Genomic DNA, 19,545 nt, shown 5'->3' on the forward strand with positions numbered 1-19,545 from the left:
GCATCAGATAACGCCTTCTTCAACGGTGTGCGGGGTGGGTAGGCGTTCGAGGGTCTGCGCCACTTCCAGCAGACTGGCGGCACCGAATAACTGGCCCATGGGCAGTTCCACGCCCAGACGGCTGCGCAGCATTTCGAGAAAGCGCGTGGCCAGCAGGCTGTCGCCGCCCAGGCGGAAAAAGTTGTCGTGGCGCGAGACGCTCGGCACCTTGAGCAAGTGCTGCCAGAGCTCGGCGATCACCTGTTCGCCGGCGCTCAGTGGTTGCTCATCCATTGCGTCCCGTGGCTGGGCAGCGGCGCTCAAGGGGGCGAGCAGCGCACGGCGGTCGACCTTGCCATTGCTGCTCAAGGGCAGGCGTTCCAGCACCAGGATCTGTTCCGGGCGCATGTAGGCCGGCAGGCACTGCTCCAGATGCTGTGCGAGCACCTCGGCGCAGGTGCTGGCCGTAACGGCGGCCATCAGTCGGTGGTCGGCGACCAGCGCCACGGCGCTGTTCACACAGGGGTGACGCGCCAGGGCGGCTTCGATTTCGCCCAGTTCGATGCGATGGCCACGGACCTTCACCTGGCTGTCGGCGCGCCCGAGAAACTCCAACAGGCCATCGGGGTGGTAGCGGCCGAGGTCACCGGTGCGGTACCAGCCATCGACAAAACGCTCGGCATTCAGCTGCGGCGCGTGGCGATAACCACGCGCGACGCCGGCACCGCCGATCCACAGTTCCCCCGTGACCCAGTCCGGGCAGTCACGGCCCAGGGCATCGACTACCCGGTAGGCCTGGTTGGCCAGCGGCACGCCGTAGGGGATCGAACGCCAGCCCGGCATTGCCTGGCGTACTTCAAAGTGGTTCGACCAGATCGCCGCTTCGGTCGCACCGCCGAGGGCGATAAAGCGGCAACCGTGGGCCTGCTCTTGCAGGCGTTGCGGCAGATCAAGGCCTATCCAGTCGCCGGACAGCAGAGCGACCCTCAGGTCCAGGGGCTGGCGATCTTGAGCGTTGGCTTCCAGCAGCATGTCGAGCAGCGCCGGCACGCTGTTCCACAGGGTCACGCGGTGCTGTTGCAATGCCTTGAGCCAGGCGCGGGCATCGCGGCGCTGGTCTTCGTCGATCAGCACCACCGCGGCGCCCACCGAGAGCAGGCCGAACAGGTCATACACCGACAAGTCGAAGTCCAGCGCCGACAGTGCCAGGCCCCGGTCGGCGGCTTGGACGCCATAACAGCGGTTGATTTCGGCCACGGTATTCATCGCCGCGCGGTGGGTGATTTCCACGCCCTTGGGCTGGCCGGTGGAGCCGGAGGTGTAGATTACATAGGCCAGTTCACCCGCTGCGAGAGGCCGTGGAGCCGCCAGCGGTTCGGCCTTCAACGCGGTGGAGGGCTTGAGGTGTTTGACGCCGGGCAGTTGCGGGTCGTGCTCGGCGAGTATCAGGGTCACGCCGGCCTGTTGCAGGATGCGCTGGCAACGCTGCAACGGCTGATCGACACCCACCGGCAGATAGGCGGCGCCGGCCGCCAGAATGCCCAGCACACAGGCTACCTGCTGCGGCCCTTTGGCCAGGGACACGGCCACCAGGTCGCCGGGTGCGACACCTGCGTCCATCAGACTGTGGGCGATACGCAGCGCGCGGTCGGCCAGTTCGCCGTACTTCAGCGTGCCGTGTTCACCCCATAACAAGGCGGGGCGCTGCGGAGCGTGGCGCGCCTGTTCAAAGAAACCCTGGTGCAGCGTCGGGTCGCCCGGCACGCAGTCGACCGGGGCGTTGAGTTGGGCACGCCGTTGCGCTTGGGCCTGGGGCAGCAGGTCGGGTGGCGCGCTGTCCCAGGTGTACTCGGCCAACCAGTTGAGGCTCTGCAGGTAAGCGTCGAACATCGCTTCAACCAGGCCTTCGGGAAACAGGCCGACCACACGGTCCCAGTTAAGGGCAATGCCACCGTTGGCTTCGACGACCTGGTGGTCGAGCCACACTTGCGGGGTTTGTGTCAGGCCGAACACTTGGTGGGCAAACGGGCCGTCCACCGGCGCCGCCGTGCCATCCGGCACGCCCAGGGCGCTGGTGAACACCACCGGCATGCTCACCTGTTGCTCGCCATTGCCCCGGGCCAGCTGGCGCAGCAGGCTGACCGAACCCACGCAGCGATGCTCCAACGCCTCGCCCAGGGATTGTTGCGTACGCCGTGCACGGTCAACCCAGCGATCACCCGCCACGGGCACATACCCGAGCAGGGTCAGCGATGTGAAGTCGCCCATTACCTGGTCGATCTGAGGGTGTACGGGGCGGCGATCGAACAGTGTGAGGTTGAGGCTCAGGTCCGGGCGTGCACTCCAGCGGCCGAGGGTTTCGGCAAAAGCGCAGAGCAGTACCGCCGAGGCGGTGAGCCCCTGTTGCTGGGCCTTGGACAGGATCGCTTGCCAGGCGCTGGCATCAATCTGCCCTTGCAGGCGTTCAAAGCGTGGTCGGCCCAGGCTGGCGGGGTCGGCGGCCAGCGGCAACTGCGGATGCGGCGGCAATTCGGGCAGGCGTTCCTGCCAGAAGCGCTGCGCGGCGTGCAGCTCTTCAGGTGCTGCGGCGCACTGCAGTTGGTAATCGCGAAACGACAGATCCAACGGGGCCAGCGCTATGTCGGGCTCGCGGTACAACGCATCGAGTTCGGTGTAGAAACGCAGGATGCTCAGGGCGTCGAGGATCAAATTGTCCAGGCTGATCGCCAGGCGTGTGTGCCGGCCGTGGGGCACCGTTTGCAAATCGAACAGCGGCCATTGGTGAGGGGCGAACACGCGATGGGCACAGTGTTCACGCAGCTCTTCCAGGCTGGCGTGGCCCTGGCCGATCACGAAGGCCGGCACTTGTTGCAGGATGCGCGCCTGGCCACTGTGATCGAACACAGCGCGCAGCATTTCGTGGCGTTCGATCAAGCACTGCAAGGCGTGTTGCAGGCGTGGCAGGTCAAGGTCCTCGACGTCGTATTCACGGTAGAAGTGGCAACTCACGCCCCCTAGCACCAGGCTGGGGTCGCGGCCCAGCCAATAGGCCTGCTGCACCTCAGTCATAGGGAAGGGCGCGTGGCGTTGCGCCAGGTCTGCAACAACGGTGTGTGCGGGTTCGGCCTGTGCCTGTTGATGCAGGTCGACACAAAACTGCGCCAGTACCGGCTTGGCAAAAACCTGGGCGATACGTGCACCGCCCAGCCCTTGTTCGGCGAGCAGGCGCACCAGGCGGGTGGCGCTCAGGGAGTCGCCGCCCAGGGCAAAGAAGCTGTGTTCGCGGCACACCTCACCACAGCCAAGCAACTGCTGCCAGGCGCGGGCCACCTGTTGTTCGATAAAGCCGCAGGGCGCCGTCAGGTTGGCCTGCTGCACCGGGCTATGCTCGGCAAGCCACGCGTGCAAGGCCTTGCGGTCGACCTTGCCGTTGCCGGTCAAGGGCAGCTGCGCGCAGCCAAGGATCAGCGAGGGAATCATATACGCCGGCAGGCGCTCGGCCAGGCCCGGCAGGTCGATCTGCACAGGCTGCATGGCGCCGTGCGCCAGACGGACCACCGCCGCCAATTGCTGGCCGGTCAGCAACACGACCGCGTGCTCCACGCCTGGGCAGGCCAGCAGCGCCTGCTCGACTTCGCCGGCCTCGATGCGGTAGCCATGTAGCTTGAGCTGAAAGTCGCTACGCCCGAGGAACTCCACAGTGCCGTCGGGGTGGTAGCGCGCCCGGTCGCCTGTGCGGTACCAGCGCAGGCCTTGATAATCGACAAAACGTGCGGCGCTGCGTACGCGGTCGCCGCGATAACCCTGGGCCACCCCGGCGCCGCCGATCCACAGCTCCCCGGCCACCCAGTCCGGGCAGTCATGGCCCTGGTGGTCGACGATGCGCAGGCTGACGTTGTCCAGCGGTTTGCCGTAAGGCAGGCAGTGCCAAGCCAATGGCTGGCCGGGTAGGGCTTCGAACAGCGTCGAGTGGATCGCCGCTTCGGTGGCGCCGCCCAAGGCCATGAAGCGACAGCCCGGCGCCTGGGCCCACAACCGTGGCGCCAGGTCCGGGGCGACTTTGTCACCGCCGAGCAACACCGCACGCAGCGGCAGGCGCGCGTCGGCCGGGGCGCAACCGAGCAACATGTCCAGCAACGCCGGCACGCAGTTGAGCACGCTGGCGCGGTGCTGCAAGGCCAGTTCACGCCAGCGCGGGGCATCGCGCTGCGCTTCGGGCTCGATGCCAATCACCGCCGCGCCGGTGGACAGCGCAGCAAACAGGTCGAACACCGACAGGTCGAACTCCAGCGCAGAGAGCGCGAGGATGCGGTCATCGGCGGTCAGTTGGAGGCGTCGTTGCAGGTCTTCCACCGTGTTGGCGGCGGCCAGGTGGCTGATTTCCACGCCCTTGGGTTCGCCAGTGGAACCGGAGGTATAGAGGATGTAGGCCAGGTCGCTGACCGCACCGGGCCGGGGCGCGTCCAGCGCGGGGCCCGCAGGTGGCAGGGCCTTGAGCAGCAACCGCGCATCTGAGCTTTCGCAGATTTTCTGGCAGCGTGCGTCGGGCTGGTCGATGCCGATCGGCAGGTACGTGGCGCTGCAGGCGAGGATGCCCAGTACCGCGATGACTTGCTCGGGGCCCTTGGGCAGTTGCAGCGCCACGACATCGCCGCGCTGGATGCCTTGGTCTTCCAGGTACGCTGCAACTTGCAGGGCCCGCTCGGCCAGCTCGCCATAGCCGATGACGGTAGAGTGGCCCTGCAGCAGCGCGGGCAAGGTGGGCGTCAGGCGTGCCTGGGCAAAAAAAGCCTCATGCAGGCGCTTGACGGGCAGGGCAGCAGGCTGGCCTTGCATGGTTTGGCGCAGGGCCAGTTGCTCGGCGGGGACCAGCGCAGGCGGTGCCTGATGCCAGGCGTCCGGGTCAAAACACAGGCGTTGCAGCAGGTCGGTATAGGCCTTGAACACGCCATCCAGCACACCGTCGGCGAACAGCCCTTCACGCGCATCGAGGTTGACCAGGATGCCGCCGTCCAGCTCGGTGACTTGCGCATCGAGCCACACCTGCGGGCCTTGGGAAATGATCCAGGCCGGCTGGCCGAAGCTGGCCTGTACGCCCTCGGCGAACAGCTCACCCAGGCCCAGTGCGCTGGTGTATACAACGGGAGCCAGCACTTGTTCACCGCGTTGGCGGGACAGTTCACGCAACACCTCCAGGCCGGAAAACGCGCTGTGTGCGACATCGCTGTGGAAGCGGCGTTGCAGGGTGGTGGCGCGTGCGGCAAACGTGCCGGCGACCCGGCCGTCCCAGGCCAGCAGGATCGACGAAGTGAAATCCCCGACCAGGCGATCAACGTCGGCATGCAGCGGCGTGCGGTTGAATAGCGGTAGGTTGAGCAGCAACTCGGGGGTATCGCACCAAGCACCAAGAGCTTCACTGAACACCGCTGCCAACGCCATGGCCGGCGTGAGCCCATGCTCCCGCGCCTGGCGTTCGAATGCCTGGCGTTCTGACGGCGGCAGCCAATGGTGACGGCGGCAGACCTGGCGGTCATCGCCCTGGGGCTTGATCGGCAGGCTCGGCGCACCGGGCAATTGATCGAGGCGCTGCAACCAGTAGTCGCGCGCCTGTTGGTGACGATCCCGCTGCTCGGTGCTGGCCTGTTCCTGGCGCAGGTCAGCCAGGTAGCGGGCAAAGGTGTAGTCCAGCGCGGGTAGGGGATGTTGGCGGTACAACAGCACCAGGTCGCCGAGCAGGGTGCGCAGGCTCAAGGCATCGGCGGCGAGCATGTCGAGGTTCAGGTGCAGGCGGGTGCCGTCGGGCAACAACGACAGCTGGATATCCAGCACCTGGCCTTGCTCCACGGCCAACTTGCGATGGGACAGCTCGGCGCGCAAGGCTGCCAGCCGTTGTTGCACCTGTTCGGCGCCGGCCTGGCGCAGGTCATGCACCGTGAGCCCCGGCCACGGGCTGTGCGCGAGGACCAACTGGCGGCCGTCATCGAGAAACTGCGCCCGCAACATCGGGTGCCGCGCGAGCAGGGCACGCACCGCGGCTTCCAACCGTATCGGGTCAACGTCGTGGCCATCGAACTCGTTATAGAAGTGCGCGGCCACGCCACCCAGCGCTTGGCCAGGGGCGCGACCGATCCAGTAAGCGTGCTGCATCGGCGCCAGTTCGAACGGCAGCCCGTCATCGGTAGCAGCGCTGACCGGCGCGGGGGCCGTGGGGGCGGTGTCAAGCAGGGCCAGCCAGCTACATAGGCGCGGGTCCGCCACCAAGTCGGCGAAACGCGCGGCCAGGCCCTGGCGCCGCCATTGGCCGGCAAGACGGATCAGGGTGACGGAGTCCAGGCCCCATTCGATCAGGTTGGCCTCCAGGGGCACCTGGTCGGCGGGCAGTCCAAGGGCGTCGGACAGGGATTGGCGCAGCAGTGTTGCGGTTGAGGTGCTGGGAGTGGCCATGGCTCAACGTCTTCTCATCGCTAGGGCCCGGGCCGGGGTTGGCCCAGGCGCTGGGGGCAGGCAAATGCATGGGGGAGATGCTAGTCATTCTCATTTTGCCGACTACCCGGATCGAATCGTTTTTGCCCCGTATCCGTTTGCCCAGTGCCGATTGCACGGGCGCAGTTGCGGGACATGGCGCCGATACGCCGCGCGATGCGGTTGGAAAATGACTTGAATCGGGTAGAGCCCGGCCCACGGCCTTGACTACCGTCGCTCGCCGCCCTCTTGCAGGGCCTCTTCATGGAGTTGCGGATGTCTGTCGATTCGGGTTTACAAGTGCGCGGCCTGCGCAAGCGCTACAACAATGGCGTCGAAGCGCTGCGCGGCGTGGACCTGAGTGTTGGCCCCGGGATGTATGGCTTGCTCGGTCCCAACGGCGCCGGCAAGAGCAGCCTGATGCGCACCCTGGCGACCCTGCAGCTGCCGGACGCCGGCAGCATTCACCTGGACGGCGTGGACGTTCTACGCGGCCCCGACCATCTGCGTCGCCGCCTGGGTTACCTGCCGCAGCAACTGGGCGCGTACCCCGGCGTGAGTGCGCGGGATTTGCTCGACCGGTTCGCCTGGCTCAAGGGCCGTACCGATAACCGCCAGCGCCGCGAGGAAATCGAGGCCCTGCTGGATAAGGTCAACTTGCAGCAGGCGGCCCACCGTGCGTTGGCGACCTATTCGGGCGGCATGTTGCGCCGGTTCGGTATCGCCATGGCACTGGTGGGCTCGCCGCGCTTAGTGATCGTCGATGAGCCCACGGCGGGCCTCGACCCGGCCGAACGCAACCGTTTTCATCGAGTGCTGGCGGATGTCGCCGCCGAATCCATCGTGCTGCTCTCGACCCATATCGTCGAAGACGTCGAGAACCTGTGCAGCCGCCTGGCGGTGTTGGCCGGCGGGCAGATTATTGTCGAAGGTCGCCCGGCCGACTTGCTCGCTGCCGAACAGGGCCGCTTGTGGGAAGCGCCGTTCAGCCGTGGTGAATCGTTGCCCGAAGCATTGCATGTGGCCGCCAGCCCGCAAGGCAGTCGCGTGATCGTGCACGGCGAGCGTCCGGCAGACTCGCGTTTCAGCCCCCACGCGCCGCGCCTGGAGGATATCTATTACCTGGCGCTGGCCCAGGCCGGCGAGGCGGTGGACGCATGAATACCTTCGCCTTGCTGGTGCGTGAAGCCTGGGTGGAAGTCCGCGCCGGGCTGCGCAGTGGCATTCCCTTGTTGGTGTTTCTTGGCCTCACCGGCTACCTGCTGATGTCCCTGACGAATGCCGACTATGTGCAGAAAATGGGCGCCAGCGACATCGCCCGCAATGCACCCAGCCTGATTTACTTGATGTCGTGCGGTTGCATGTTCTTCCTGTTTTTTGCCTGGGCCTGGGTGTTTGCGCAGCCGGCCCTGCGCGACCGCAAGGCGCAGTTGGAAGAGGTGCTGCTGGCCTTGCCGCTGTCGCTGCCGGCGCTACTGTGGGGGCGTTTTATCGGCGCGGCGCTGGTGGGTGGGTTGCTCGCCAGTGCGTTGATTGTTGGCTTTCTGGTCAGCCCGGTATTGGGCTGGCTCGGTTGGGTACCAGCGGCGAGTATCGGTGCGCCGGTGTGGTCGGCGTTGGCCTTTGCCTGGGTTGCCTTGTTGTTGCCGGTGAGTACGGGGATCGGTGCGTTGTATTACCTGCTGGCGTTGCGCAGCCGTGGCCTGGCTGCGCCCTTTGCCCTGGCGACGGTATTGATGCTGCTGTGGATGTTTGCGGTGGTCGTACTCAAGGGCGGGCATATCAACCCGCTGTTGGCGGCCAGCCTGGACCCGTCGCTATTTACCTTTGCCCAGGCCCAGGTCGAAACCTGGAGCGCCGCGCAGAAGTCGCAGTCGCTGCTGGCGCTGACGCCAGGGTTCTGGCTCAACCGCGCATTGTGGTGTGTGTTGCCGCTGCTGGTGCTGGCCGTGGTGTTGGCGCGCACCACGCGCCAGGGCCTGATGGGCCGGCGCAGCGGTGCGGTGCTGGCGGAACCGCCGATGCTGCGCAGCCGTGACGTGCAATTGCCGGGTCCGTTGACGGCCAGTCGTTGGACGCACGCGTTGTGGCATGAAGCGCGCTGGCAGGTACGCCAGTTGTTTGCACGGCGGATCTGGTGGGTGGCGCTCGGCTTGCTGCTGGTGATGGGCGTGCTCAGTGGTTTTGTCCACGGCGTGTGGCATGCGCGCGGGCCGATGGTGCCACGGGCGGATCTGACCCTGCCGCTGTTGTCGAGCGCGTTGTTCCTGGTGATCGCCTTTATTATCGCGGCGCTGGTGGGCTTGGTGTGTCGGCGTGATGACGTCGAAGGCCTCGGGGCGATGTTGCAGGCGACCCCCGCACCGACCTGGCTGCGATTGTTCGGCCGTACGGCCTGTGTGTTGTTGGCGACCCTGACCTTGGCGCTGGTGCCAGGCATTGCCAGCCTGCTGATCAGCGCCATCGCTGCGCCCGATAGCATGGCGCCGGGCTTTGTACTGGTCTACCAAGCGCTGGTGTTCGCGCCGCCGCTGCTGGAACTGGCCGCGCTGACGGTGCTGGTGCACGCGTTGATTCGCCGCTCGGGGCTCGCGTACGCCACGTCGATGCTGCTGACGTTTTTCCTGGTGCTCAACCACGAATTGGGGCTGGTCAGCTACCCCGCCTATGCGATAGGGATACCGGCGCATGTGGCGTTGTCGCAACTCGCCGGCTGGGCGCTCTGGTTACCGTATCTCGGCACCCTGGCAGGCTGGAAACTTGCAGGTTGCGCGGTGATGGTCGGCGTGGCGGCACTGGTGTTGCCTCGCGGTCCCGAGCGCCGCCGTTTCGCTGACGTGCGCCAGCCGTTGCCGCTCGCCGTGTTGGCCCTGGGCGCCTTGAGTCTGCTGGGCAGTGGCGTGGCTTTGCACCATCACCTGGTGGAGCAGGGCGACTACCAATCGGTGGCCGAGGAGCGTGTTGAACGCGCCGCCTGGGAACAGCGCTGGCTGCCGGGCGCAACGGCTTGGCAGGTGGCGGGTGGGCGCGTGCAGCTGCGCGTGGATTCTGCTGCGCGTCAGGTTGAGGGCCAGTGGACGCTGGACGCCGTGGTGGCCAGCCAACTGGATGCCGAGTTGCCGCCAGGCTTGCAGGTGACGGCAGTCAGCGTGATGGGGCAACCGGTCACGTTCGAACAGGCGACCGAGCACCTGCGCGTGCCCCTGGCACCTTGTGCGACGAACGCCTGCACTGTGGCATTGAACTGGACGGTCAGCGCCAACGGCTGGCCGTCGGAAGGCGAAGCGTTCTGGTTGGGGCCGCAGGGTGTGTGGCTGCAAGCGCGCCGCGTTATGCCGCGCCTGGGGCTGGACAGTGAGCGGCTACTGCGTGCGCCGGTGCAACGCAGCGAGGTCGGTTTGGCGGCCGACGTGCCTACCTTGGCGGCAGGTTCCGCCGTCGCCGTGGAGGCCATCGCGCCGGCGGGCGACTGGCAATGGCAAGTTGAGATTGATGGACAGGACTTCAACGGTCACAGCGCGGCGCCCTTGGATTTTGCCTACAGCTTGCAGGCAAAGGCGGATGCCAGTCGCCAGCAAACGGCTGTTGAAGTGCGCGAAGACCTGGACCTGATGAGCGCCTGTGTGGCGCGACGCCTGGGCAGTCGCCCGGTGGTGGAGGGCGTGAGCCAGTGGCCGACCGGCATGGGCGACAGCCGCTTGAGCCACGGTCAGCTGTTGCTCGCCCAATCGCCGGATTGGGACGTGGCCGCGACCGGCGTCGGGCGTTCGGCACGCCGTGCGCATATTGCCGAGTTGCTTGCCCGCCGGGTGTTGATTGACGCCAGCGACCTGCGCCAAGTGCCGGGTTACCTGTGGTTGAGCCAGGGCGTGGCGGGCGCGATCGGCTTGCTGTGTGTGGCGGATGTAGACGGTCCTGAGGCGCGCGCGGCACTGGTGAAACTCATGGCCGATGACCTGACCCGCGCGCTGGGCAATGACGGCGAACCCGTCGGCACCCTGGCTGATGCCCGCGAGCAGGGTTGGGCCGCCACTTATGCAGCGCTGGCGAGCCTGGCATGGACCACCGAACAAAACCCCGAACAACTGACGGCAATGACCGCCGCCATCCGAAACGGCCAGGGATGGCCGGCTGCGATCCAGCCCTTGTTGGGCGCGCCTGATCCTCACGCGATTGCCGCTGCGCTTGAGCGCTGGGGCCCTGCGCAATGAATTCGAACCATCCCTGCCTTTTGGAGCTTTGTCATGTCATCTGCACTGTTTATCCAGCCGCTGCGCCGTCCCCTCGGCTGGCGGGCCAACGTCTTGACCCAGGCCATGGCGCTGGGCTTGTCCAGCCAGATGTGCACGGCCTATGCCGCTGACTATCAGCCGCAGGCCTCCGCGGAGGCCATCGAACTGGCACCGCTGACGGTCAGCGCGCGCTTGAGTCAGGAGAGTGCCAAGGACATCCCCTTTGGCCTTTCGGTAATCGATGGGAAAACCCTCGAGACCCGGCGCCTGCGCACCCTGGAAGATGCGCTGCGCACCACGCCGGGGGTGGACGTGAACTCCTGGGGCGGCGCCAATGACGCCAATGTGCGTATTCGTGCTGTCGGCTCACTGAACCAGATGAGCATGGATGACGGTTCGGTGGTGTTGAATGTGGACGGCGTGCCGATGTCAGTGCGCAATGCCGCGCTGGCGACGCTCGACGTGCAGCAGGTGGAGGTGCTCAAGGGCCCGCAGGGCACCTTGCTGGGGCGCAACAGCGAGGCGGGCGCGATCAACGTCACCACCCGCAAACCGACGCGCGAGCTGGAGGGGTATGTGCGCGGCGAAGTGGGCAACCAAGGCCAGTTCATGACGGAAGGCGCCGTGGGCGGGCCGTTGACCGACTCGCTGGCCGGGCGTATCGCGGTGCGTCGCAGCGGCTTTGATAACTGGGTCGATGACCAACAGGACGGCGACCCGCTGACCAAACCCCGTGACTTGGCCCTGCGCGGCAGCCTGCTGTGGGACAACGACCAGGGCACCACCGGCCTTTTGACCGCCGAGCGCCAGCGCGCCGAGCACTATGCGGGCCTGGAACTGCTGCGTCCGTTTGGCAATCGCCCGAGCCTGGACTACACGCCAGGTACCTTTGATGGCAACCAGAAGACCAACGAGCGTTACTCCTTCGAACTCAACCACGACCTGGCGCAGTCGCGCATCACCTCGATCAGCGCCTACACCAGCACCGACTTCAATGCCGTCAAAGGCTACGATCGCAACATCACGCGGGCGTTGTACGGTTCCCCGTTCGAATACTTGATCGAAGACTCGGCCCATGAGCGGGTATGGAGCCAGGACCTGCGCCTGGGATCACTGGCGGATGCCGATGTGTTTTGGGTGACGGGTCTCAACCTGTCGCGCTCCGAACGCAGTTTCGATTCCAACAACTTCACCAATGGCGCGCAACAGTTGCGCGACTTCAGCACCAACAGCTACGCGGCCTATGGCGAGGTGACGTACCCGATTGCCGAAGACTGGAAACTCACCACCGGCCTGCGCCACACCTGGGACCGCAAGACCTATGGTGCCGATTATTCCAGTGGCGGCGCGCAGATCAGCGACAGCCGGCGTTTGCAGGACAACTACAGCACCGGACGCATGGCGCTGAGCTACGCGCTGACGCCGCAGACCAACGTGTACGCGGTGCTGTCACGGGGCTATAAGTCGGCGGGGTTCAACGACTACGCCACGTCGATCAAGGACAGCGAGCCCTACAAGGCCGCCAAGGTGAATTCCGCCGAACTGGGCTTCAAACATGAAAGTGCCGGGGGCGACCTGAGCCTGGAAGGGGCGTTGTTCATCACGCGCGTGCAGGACGACCACCTGCTGGGCTACGACTTCAACACCCTGGCGGTCAGCGCAGTGAACGCCGACACCCGCAGCAAGGGCGCCGAGTTGTCGACCACCTGGCACGTCACCGATGAACTGACCTTGGGCAGTGCCGTGAGCTACACCAATGCGGTGGTGACGTCGGATGCGCCGGGTGTGTCCGGCGGTGACGTGGCGGCGGGCAGTCGCGTGCCGGATGTGCCGCTGTGGAGCGGCAACTTCAGCGTCGCCTGGCAAAAGAACCTGGGGGCCTTGCTCGGGTTGCCGGCGCCGCGCCTGAACACCTTGCTCAATTACCGCGTACAGAAAAACCGTCCGGCCGACCCGCAGAACCACTACGACCTCAAGGGCTACGCCAAGCTGGACCTGCACCTGGGCCTGGAGAGTGGCGGCTCAGAGATTTACCTGTGGGGCGACAACCTGCTGGATGCACGCTACGACCTGTACGGCTCGTACTCCACCGACCAGGTACTGACCGGCATGCCGGGACGCGGGCGTTCGGCAGGCGTGGGGTATAGCTACCAGTTCTGACCGACCTGTAGGAGCGAACTTGCTCGCGAAGAGCGCCCAGGCATCGAGATATATCAGGTTGTCCGGCTAGCAAGCTCGCGCCTACAGCCAGATCGCATCCCACAATGGGTACTGACCGATGTGCTCGACTAGGCCAGCGCGCAAAGGATTGGCGATGATATAGCGGGCCATGGCTTTCATGTCGTCTTCGCGACGCAATGCCCGATCAAAGTAGCCCTTCTGCCAAAGCGCTCCATGGAAGCCCTTCACGGCATTGATCGTTCGTGCACTTCGCGATTTGGTTATTCGCATCAACCTCGGCAAATCACCGTTGTGCAACTCCACCAGCCAGTGAAAATGATCCGGCATGATGACCCAGGCCAGTGAAGTTGCCTCGCCGTCTACTTGGGCTCGCCTGAATTCGCTGACCAGTAGCCGACCGATGCGCGAATCCTGAAAGATTCGTTGTCGTTGGTGGGTAACAGCGGTAAGCAGGTAAATACGGCCAGTTTTGGAGTAGCGTCCTAAGCGCAGGCGATGTGCGTTTTGCTGGGTGGACATTCCTTCGTCCTCTTCTGTGGATGGAAGAGAAACGGTAGGAGCCATCAGCGTCTATTGCCGTTTAACAGTAGTACCAGATATGTCCCGACCCTGTAGGAGCGAGCTTGCTCGCGAAGAGCGTCAACGATGACGCACGCATCCAGAACAAATGCGGTGCCTGAGCGTTCTTCGCGAGCAAGCTCGCTCCTACAGTGAGGGGTGGGGTCAGAACTGATAGGTGTAGCCTACGCCCAAGGTACGGCGGCGTGCCGGTGCACCGTAGGCCACCGCGTCACTGTAGAAACCGTAGGTGTCGTAAGTCTGGTTCAGCAGGTTGTCGGCGAAGGCATAGACTTCGCCGTATTTGCTTTCCAGGCCCGCGCGCAGGTCGAGTTTCTCGTAGTTGTCCAAGTTGAAGTGGTTTTGCGGGTCGGCTGCGCGCTCGCCCACCAAGTGATAGTTCAGGCTGGTGTTGAGGGTGGTTTCACCGAGGCTGGCGAAGGTGCCCAGCGGGTGTTTCCAGCTGGCGTTGACGTTGCCGCTCCAGCGCGGAACATCCGGGGTGCGGTTGCCGGCAGCGACGTCACCGGCCTGGATGCCTTGCACGCCGCTGGTGATCTTGGCATCCAGGTAGGTGGCGCTGGCGGCCAGGGTCAGGCCGTAATCGAAGCGCCAGCTGCCTTCCAATTCGGCACCACGGGTGCGGGTGTCGGCGTTGAAGGCATTGGTGGCGAAGGTTGCTGCGTCGTAGCCGAGCAGGTGATCGTCGTGCACACGGGTAAAGAACAGCGCACCGTTGAGGCTGCCGCGACGGTCTTCGGTTTCACTCTTGAAGCCCAGCTCCACGGCTTTGCTGACAGCGGCCTTGTAGGGTTCGCTGTCGGTGACCTGTGAGGCATAGTCATTGAAACCACCGGATTTATAGCCCCGCGCGAGTTGCACGTAGACGTTGGTTTGCGGCGTGAGGGCGTAGCTCAGGGCGACGCGGCCGGTGCCATAGTCGTCGGTCAGCTTGCGGGAGTCTTGCACCGCACTGCTGCCGGAGAAGTACTGACCGTCGTAGGTCTTGCGGTCCCAGGAGTGGCGATAGCCGGTGGTGAGTTTCAGGCGCTCGGTGAGGGGGAAGGTGACTTCGCCGTAGCCGGCGTAGGTGGTGGTGGTGAAGTCACGGTATTTGGCGCCGGAGGCGCCGTAGGTGTTGCGTGGCGTGTCGTAGCTGCGCTCGTTGCGGCTGGCGGCGAGGCCTGCCACCCAGAACACGTCGGAGTCGGGCAGCGAGCTCAGGTGCAGGTCCTGGCTCCAGCTGCGCTCGAAGGATCTGTCCACCACCCAGAATTCGCCAGGGGTTCCGTACAGGGCGCCCATGAGTTTGCTGTCGTAGGCGATCAAGCCTTCGAAGTCGGCGGTGGACGTGGCGGTGGTGGAGGTCAGGCGACTGTTGGCGAAGTCGTGATCGACCTTGAGCGTATAGCGCTCGGTGGTCTTGTAGTTGTCGTCGAACAGGCCTGGCGTCAGGTTCAGGCTGGGGTCGCTGCCGTAAGGGCGCAACACCAGCGAGTTCGTGGCGCGCTCGGTTTTCTGGCGTTCGGCGCTGACCAACACATGGGTGTCATCGTTAAGGTCCCAGAGCAGGCTGCCTCGGTAGGCTTCGTTACGCGGCTTGGTGATGGAGTGGTTAGTCTGGTCGTTGTCGATCCAGCTGTCATAGCCGGCACGACGCACAGCCAGGCGACCGCTGAGGCTGTCGCTGATCGGCCCGCCGATGGCGCCTTCGGTGAGGAACTGGCCTTCCTGGCCGACTTCGCCACGCACATAACCCTCAAGTTCGCGGGTAGGTTGGCGCGTGGTGATATTCACCGCGCCCGCCTGGCCAATCGCACCGGACAACGTGCCCTGAGGCCCCTTGAGCACTTCAATGCGCTCGACGTCGAGGGTGCCGAAACCGAGGCTGCGCGACGACACTGGAACGCCATCGATATTGAACGCCACTGAGCTGTCATCCATCGACATCTGGTAGAGCGAGCCGACGCCACGGATCAGCACGTTGAAGTCATTCGGGCCTCCGGAGGAGTTGACGCTCACGCCGGACGTGTTGCGCAGCGCGCTTTCCAGTGTGTCGAGGCGCTGGGTGCGCAGTTGCTCGCCGCTGATCACGCTGAGGCTGATTGGGACTTCTTTCGGGTCTTCCTGCTCCATGCGCGCAGTCACCGTCGAGGCCGGCAGTTGCACGGGCTCGGCGGTGGCGGCGAGCGCGGAATTGGCAAGTGTGAAGCTCATGGCTATTGTTATAGTATTACGTTTATAGCAAGATTGGCGGGTAGCCGTCGTGTTGCATCGTGCAGACATGATGGGACCTTGACTGAGGATTCTGATCGGCGCGCGTTGCGGGGTGGCAGCGGCGATTTGGCGGAGTCTTTGCGGCGCGCCAGATGCTAATAATTATCAATTGCACACATCTACCCCGATGTGATCTGATTCGAGCCGTATCCGGTCAGCCAGGAGATTTACGATGTCAGCCGTTCAAGGAGGCGCAGGGGAGCCGATGCCGGTCTCGCGAATCATTACGGGAGGATATGGAAGCGACCTCGGGCCAGGGGCGCACTGTCGCGTCACCCGCGTGTCGCTGCAGGACGGGCTGGACATCGTGCGGTGGCAAAGCACGTTCGAACAGCCGATCGAGTTGCCCTTGCAGGACGACAGCGATTGCATCCATTTCAGTTTCACCAACCTGCTCAAGGGCAAGGCCTCGTGCAGCTTTCAAGAGGGGCGTCGGCAACGGCGCTATGCGATTGACGAGGGCGCCGGCAGCATCAGCTTTGGTCGTTGCCGCCATGGTCTTTATCATCAGCACGGCGAGATCGATAACATCACGGTGATGATTCGCCCTGAAGTGCTTGAGCAGTGGGAGCTGAAACTCGACCCACTGCTGAACAAAGCATTGGCCTGTGACCATTGCTTTCTCGATGGACATCGCAGTGGCGAAATGAGCGCGACTGCGCACCTGCTCGGTACCGCCATGGACCAGGGTGCCGGATTGCCCCCGGCCCAGCCGCGCAGCAGTCTGTGGCTTTACGGGCAGAGCGTTACGCTAGTGAGCTTGTTCCTGGAAGTACGCCAGGACGCCGAGTGTACCTGCCGCGTCAGTAACACCGATCGCCAACGGCTGGTGCGTGCCCGTGAGCGTCTGCTTGAAGACCTGGGCAAGGCGCCGAGCCTGTCTGAGTTGGCGCGTGAGTCCGGGTTGAGCCAACCCAAACTGACACGCGGGTTTCGGCAACTGTTCTTCAACAGTGTCTACGGCGTATTCCAGCAAGCACGCATGATCCAGGCACGCAGCCGCTTGATGAGCGGTGATGACTCCGTGATGCGCATCGCCTCGGACCTGGGCTACGCCAATGCCAGTCATTTTGCGACAGCGTTTCGTAAGCAGTTCGGAATCAACCCGTCGACGCTCAAGAATGGCGGGAGGAGCAAATCACTGGGTATTAATGCGTCGTAAATGAAGATGTGCCTAAGCGCACTGATTTCGTTTGACGCATGGGCGGATGCGGCATGGAGCTGAAGTCAAGCATTCGCTAGAGGCTATCGGGATCCCCGAAGAACATCTGAATCCGCGACCTTAACCACCGCTCCCCCGGGTCATTATCCTGCGACCCACGCCACGCCATATGCAGCTCAAAGCTACGCACTGGCAACGGCGGATCTTCTGCTCGCAAGCCACCGGCTGAGGTCAGCGCCTCGGCCGCATAGTCCGGCACGGTCGCCAGAATATCCGTGCCTGCCAGCAAGGTACCCAATCCGTTGAACTGCGGCACGGCCAATACCACGTGGCGTTTGCGGTCGAGTTTTTCCAGTTCTTCATCGATGAAGCCGCTCAGGTCGCCTGCGAAGGACACTAGGGCGTGGGGGCGGGCGCAGAAGTCGTCGAGGCTCAGGGAGCCCGGCACGCTGTCGGCGCGCAGCAGTTTCGGCAGGCTGCGGCGCAGTACTTTGCGCTTGGCGTTGGCCGGGAGGTCGGCGGTGTAGCTGACGCCGATGGAGATCTCGCCGGAGGCCAGCAGGCCTGGCATAAGGATGTAGTTGACGCGGCGTACTACCAGGACGATGCCGGGGGCCTCGGCGCGCAGGCGTTTGAGCAGTTGCGGCAGCAGGGCGAATTCGACGTCGTCGGACAGGCCGATGCGGAATACGGCGGTGCTGGTAGCCGGGTCGAATTCGGCGGCGCGGCTGACGGCGGTGGAAATCGAGTCCAGGGCCGGAGAGAGCAGGGCAAAGATTTCTACCGCCCGGGCCGATGGTTCCATGCTGCGGCCGGTGCGCACGAACAGGGGGTCGTCAAACAGCCCGCGCAGGCGCGACAACGCCGCGCTGATGGCCGGCTGGCCGAGGAACAGTTTCTCGGCGGCGCGGGTCACACTGCGCTCATGCATCAAGGTTTCGAATACGATCAAGAGGTTAAGGTCGACACGACGCAGGTCGTTACGGTTCATCTTGTGTCCTGGAAGAGTCAGCAAACTTGACGAGAGCGGCCATATGTAAACAATGGCCGGCATGAATCTTACGGGGAAAGGCTGGTACTCTGCACAGGATAATTGAGTTTTCCTACGATAGCTGAGGTCTATTCCTCACATGCGGAATCAATGACAGGCATGTCGACTATTAATGGCGACCGGTGGTCTTACCCGGAAAGCCCAGATAGAGTTCATGGCATTAGAGGTTACTTTGACGAGGTTTGCGATGTCCCGCACGATCCGTTTTCACAAGTTTGGTCCGGCCGAGGTGCTCAAATGCGAAGAGCATGCAGCCGCGCAGCCCGCACCGGGCGAAGTGCAGGTGCGTGTCGAAGCGATTGGCATCAGCTGGTACGACATTCTGTGGCGCCAGAACCTGGCGTCTTCCCATGCACGTTTGCCGTCCGGCCTCGGCCATGAGATGGCCGGAGTCGTGGTCGCTGTCGGCGATGGCGTGGATGATTTGGCAGTGGGCGACAAGGTGGCCAGTTTTCCGGCCGAGAGTCCCAATGATTACCCGGTGTATGGCGAACAGATCGTCCTGCCCCGTTCGGCCCTGACCCGTTATCCGGATGTCTTGAGTCCTATCGAGGCCAGCGTGCACTACACGCCGTTGCTGATTGCCTACTTTGCCTACGTGGATCTGGCACGGGTCAAGCCTGGGCAATTTGCGCTGGTGACTGATGCCAGCCACTGCGCCGGCCCTTCCTTTGTACAACTGGGCAAAGCCCTGGGTGTACGAGTGATTGCCGCCACCAAAGACAGCGATGAGCGTGAATACCTGCTATCCCTGGGTGCGGAAAAGGTCATCGTCACCGAAGAGCAGGACCTGTTGATGCAAATCAACAAGTTCACCGACAACCGTGGAGTTGATGTAGTGTTCGACGGTTTGGGCGGCCCGCAGATGTCGCTGCTCGGTGATGTCCTCGCACCGCGTGGCAGCCTGGTGCTTTACGGCTTGCAGGGCGGCAACCAGACGCCATTTCCAGCCTGTGCAGCGTTCCAGAAGAACATTCAGTTCTTTGTGCACTGTATTGGCAATTTCACCGGCAAGCCTGAGCTGGGCATTATCCAAGACCAGGTCGCCTTGCAGAGAGCGCTCCGGGATATCAACCAACTGACCGCCGACCGTGTGCTGGTACCGCTGAAAACCACGGTGTTTCCGTTCAATCAGTTCGTGGAAGCACACCGTTACATGGATGAATGCCCTTGCCGCGAACGCGTTGCGTTGCAGGTTGAAGCTGTTTAGGGTGTAGGAATATTCTCAAAAAGGGTGTTTCTTACACCTGTCATAGGTGGCAAAAGCGCCATTTGACGGGAGTGAAACGGTGGTGCCCGACAGCAGCCAGACTGGCACGTTAACCCCTAAAACCTGATCTTTTCACCGACGCCGCCCTGAATTCCAGTGCGGCGTTTTTGTATGCGCGTGTTTTACAGGTCTGTTGTTATTCATCTGCACTGGTTTTCAGCAGCGTTCTGTATCTATTAATCATTATTCCAGCACTGATAATTGCGCCTTCACTTTCATCTCAAGGATTGAGCAATGATTGAATATCCAGTGCCGCTATTGCGAGTTGAAACTGATCTCGCGCAAAGCGCAGGATGCCAGGCGGATACAGGTGCCTATGTAAATCCTCAACAAAATAAGTTGGAAAGTTGGTTGCGGTTATTTGTAAGACGCT

9 protein-coding genes are annotated in these 19,545 nt (G+C 63.7%); 5 read left to right on the forward strand and 4 right to left on the reverse strand.

The annotated features are described in order from the left end of the window. Window positions 1-3: 3 nt before the first annotated feature. On the reverse strand, window positions 4-6,423 hold the full coding sequence (locus U367_RS0105770) for a non-ribosomal peptide synthetase (RefSeq protein ID WP_028616082.1): 6,420 nt from the start codon (window positions 6,421-6,423) through the stop codon (window positions 4-6). A 294-nt stretch (window positions 6,424-6,717) separates the two neighbouring features. Here U367_RS0105770 and U367_RS0105775 point away from each other — a divergent pair, with 294 nt between their 5' ends. Genes U367_RS0105775 through U367_RS0105785 form a run of 3 tightly spaced genes read left to right on the forward strand, consistent with a single transcriptional unit; the run spans window position 6,718 to window position 12,833 of the window. Beyond that, complete coding sequence (locus tag U367_RS0105775; protein WP_028616083.1) at window positions 6,718-7,602, forward strand: ABC transporter ATP-binding protein; 885 nt, start codon at window positions 6,718-6,720, stop codon at window positions 7,600-7,602. Next, a complete protein-coding gene (locus U367_RS0105780) occupies window positions 7,599-10,652 on the forward strand; it encodes a membrane protein (RefSeq protein ID WP_028616084.1) in 3,054 nt (1,017 codons plus the stop codon). The genes U367_RS0105775 and U367_RS0105780 overlap by 4 nt, the downstream gene beginning before the upstream one ends. A 33-nt stretch (window positions 10,653-10,685) precedes the next feature. Next, a complete protein-coding gene (locus U367_RS0105785) occupies window positions 10,686-12,833 on the forward strand; it encodes a TonB-dependent receptor (protein WP_028616085.1) in 2,148 nt (715 codons plus the stop codon). Window positions 12,834-12,914: 81 nt separating this feature from the next. On the opposite strand, the gene U367_RS0105790 is transcribed toward U367_RS0105785, so the two are convergent. Next, window positions 12,915-13,373 carry an REP-associated tyrosine transposase gene (locus tag U367_RS0105790; protein ID WP_028616086.1) on the reverse strand — a complete coding sequence of 153 codons (459 nt, stop codon included), beginning with the start codon at window positions 13,371-13,373 and terminating at the stop codon, window positions 12,915-12,917. Window positions 13,374-13,577: 204 nt separating this feature from the next. Beyond that, window positions 13,578-15,629: a TonB-dependent receptor gene (locus tag U367_RS0105795; protein WP_084651051.1), complete on the reverse strand. Its 2,052-nt coding sequence runs from the start codon at window positions 15,627-15,629 to the stop codon at window positions 13,578-13,580. Window positions 15,630-15,861: 232 nt separating this feature from the next. Between U367_RS0105795 and U367_RS01000000129895 the strand changes: the two genes are divergently transcribed. Beyond that, window positions 15,862-16,851: a helix-turn-helix domain-containing protein gene (locus U367_RS01000000129895; protein ID WP_073859997.1), complete on the forward strand. Its 990-nt coding sequence runs from the start codon at window positions 15,862-15,864 to the stop codon at window positions 16,849-16,851. A 76-nt stretch (window positions 16,852-16,927) separates the two neighbouring features. Here U367_RS01000000129895 and U367_RS0105805 read toward each other — a convergent pair whose 3' ends face one another. After that, window positions 16,928-17,842, reverse strand: coding sequence for a LysR substrate-binding domain-containing protein (locus tag U367_RS0105805; protein ID WP_028616088.1), 915 nt, complete (start codon window positions 17,840-17,842; stop codon window positions 16,928-16,930). Between the two features lie 247 nt (window positions 17,843-18,089). Between U367_RS0105805 and U367_RS0105810 the strand changes: the two genes are divergently transcribed. Next, window positions 18,090-19,112: a zinc-dependent alcohol dehydrogenase family protein gene (locus U367_RS0105810; RefSeq protein WP_025854663.1), complete on the forward strand. Its 1,023-nt coding sequence runs from the start codon at window positions 18,090-18,092 to the stop codon at window positions 19,110-19,112. Window positions 19,113-19,545: the final 433 nt, after the last annotated feature.

The sequence above is a fragment of the Pseudomonas canadensis genome, from assembly GCF_000503215.1.
In the GTDB taxonomy this organism is placed as follows: domain Bacteria; phylum Pseudomonadota; class Gammaproteobacteria; order Pseudomonadales; family Pseudomonadaceae; genus Aquipseudomonas; species Aquipseudomonas canadensis.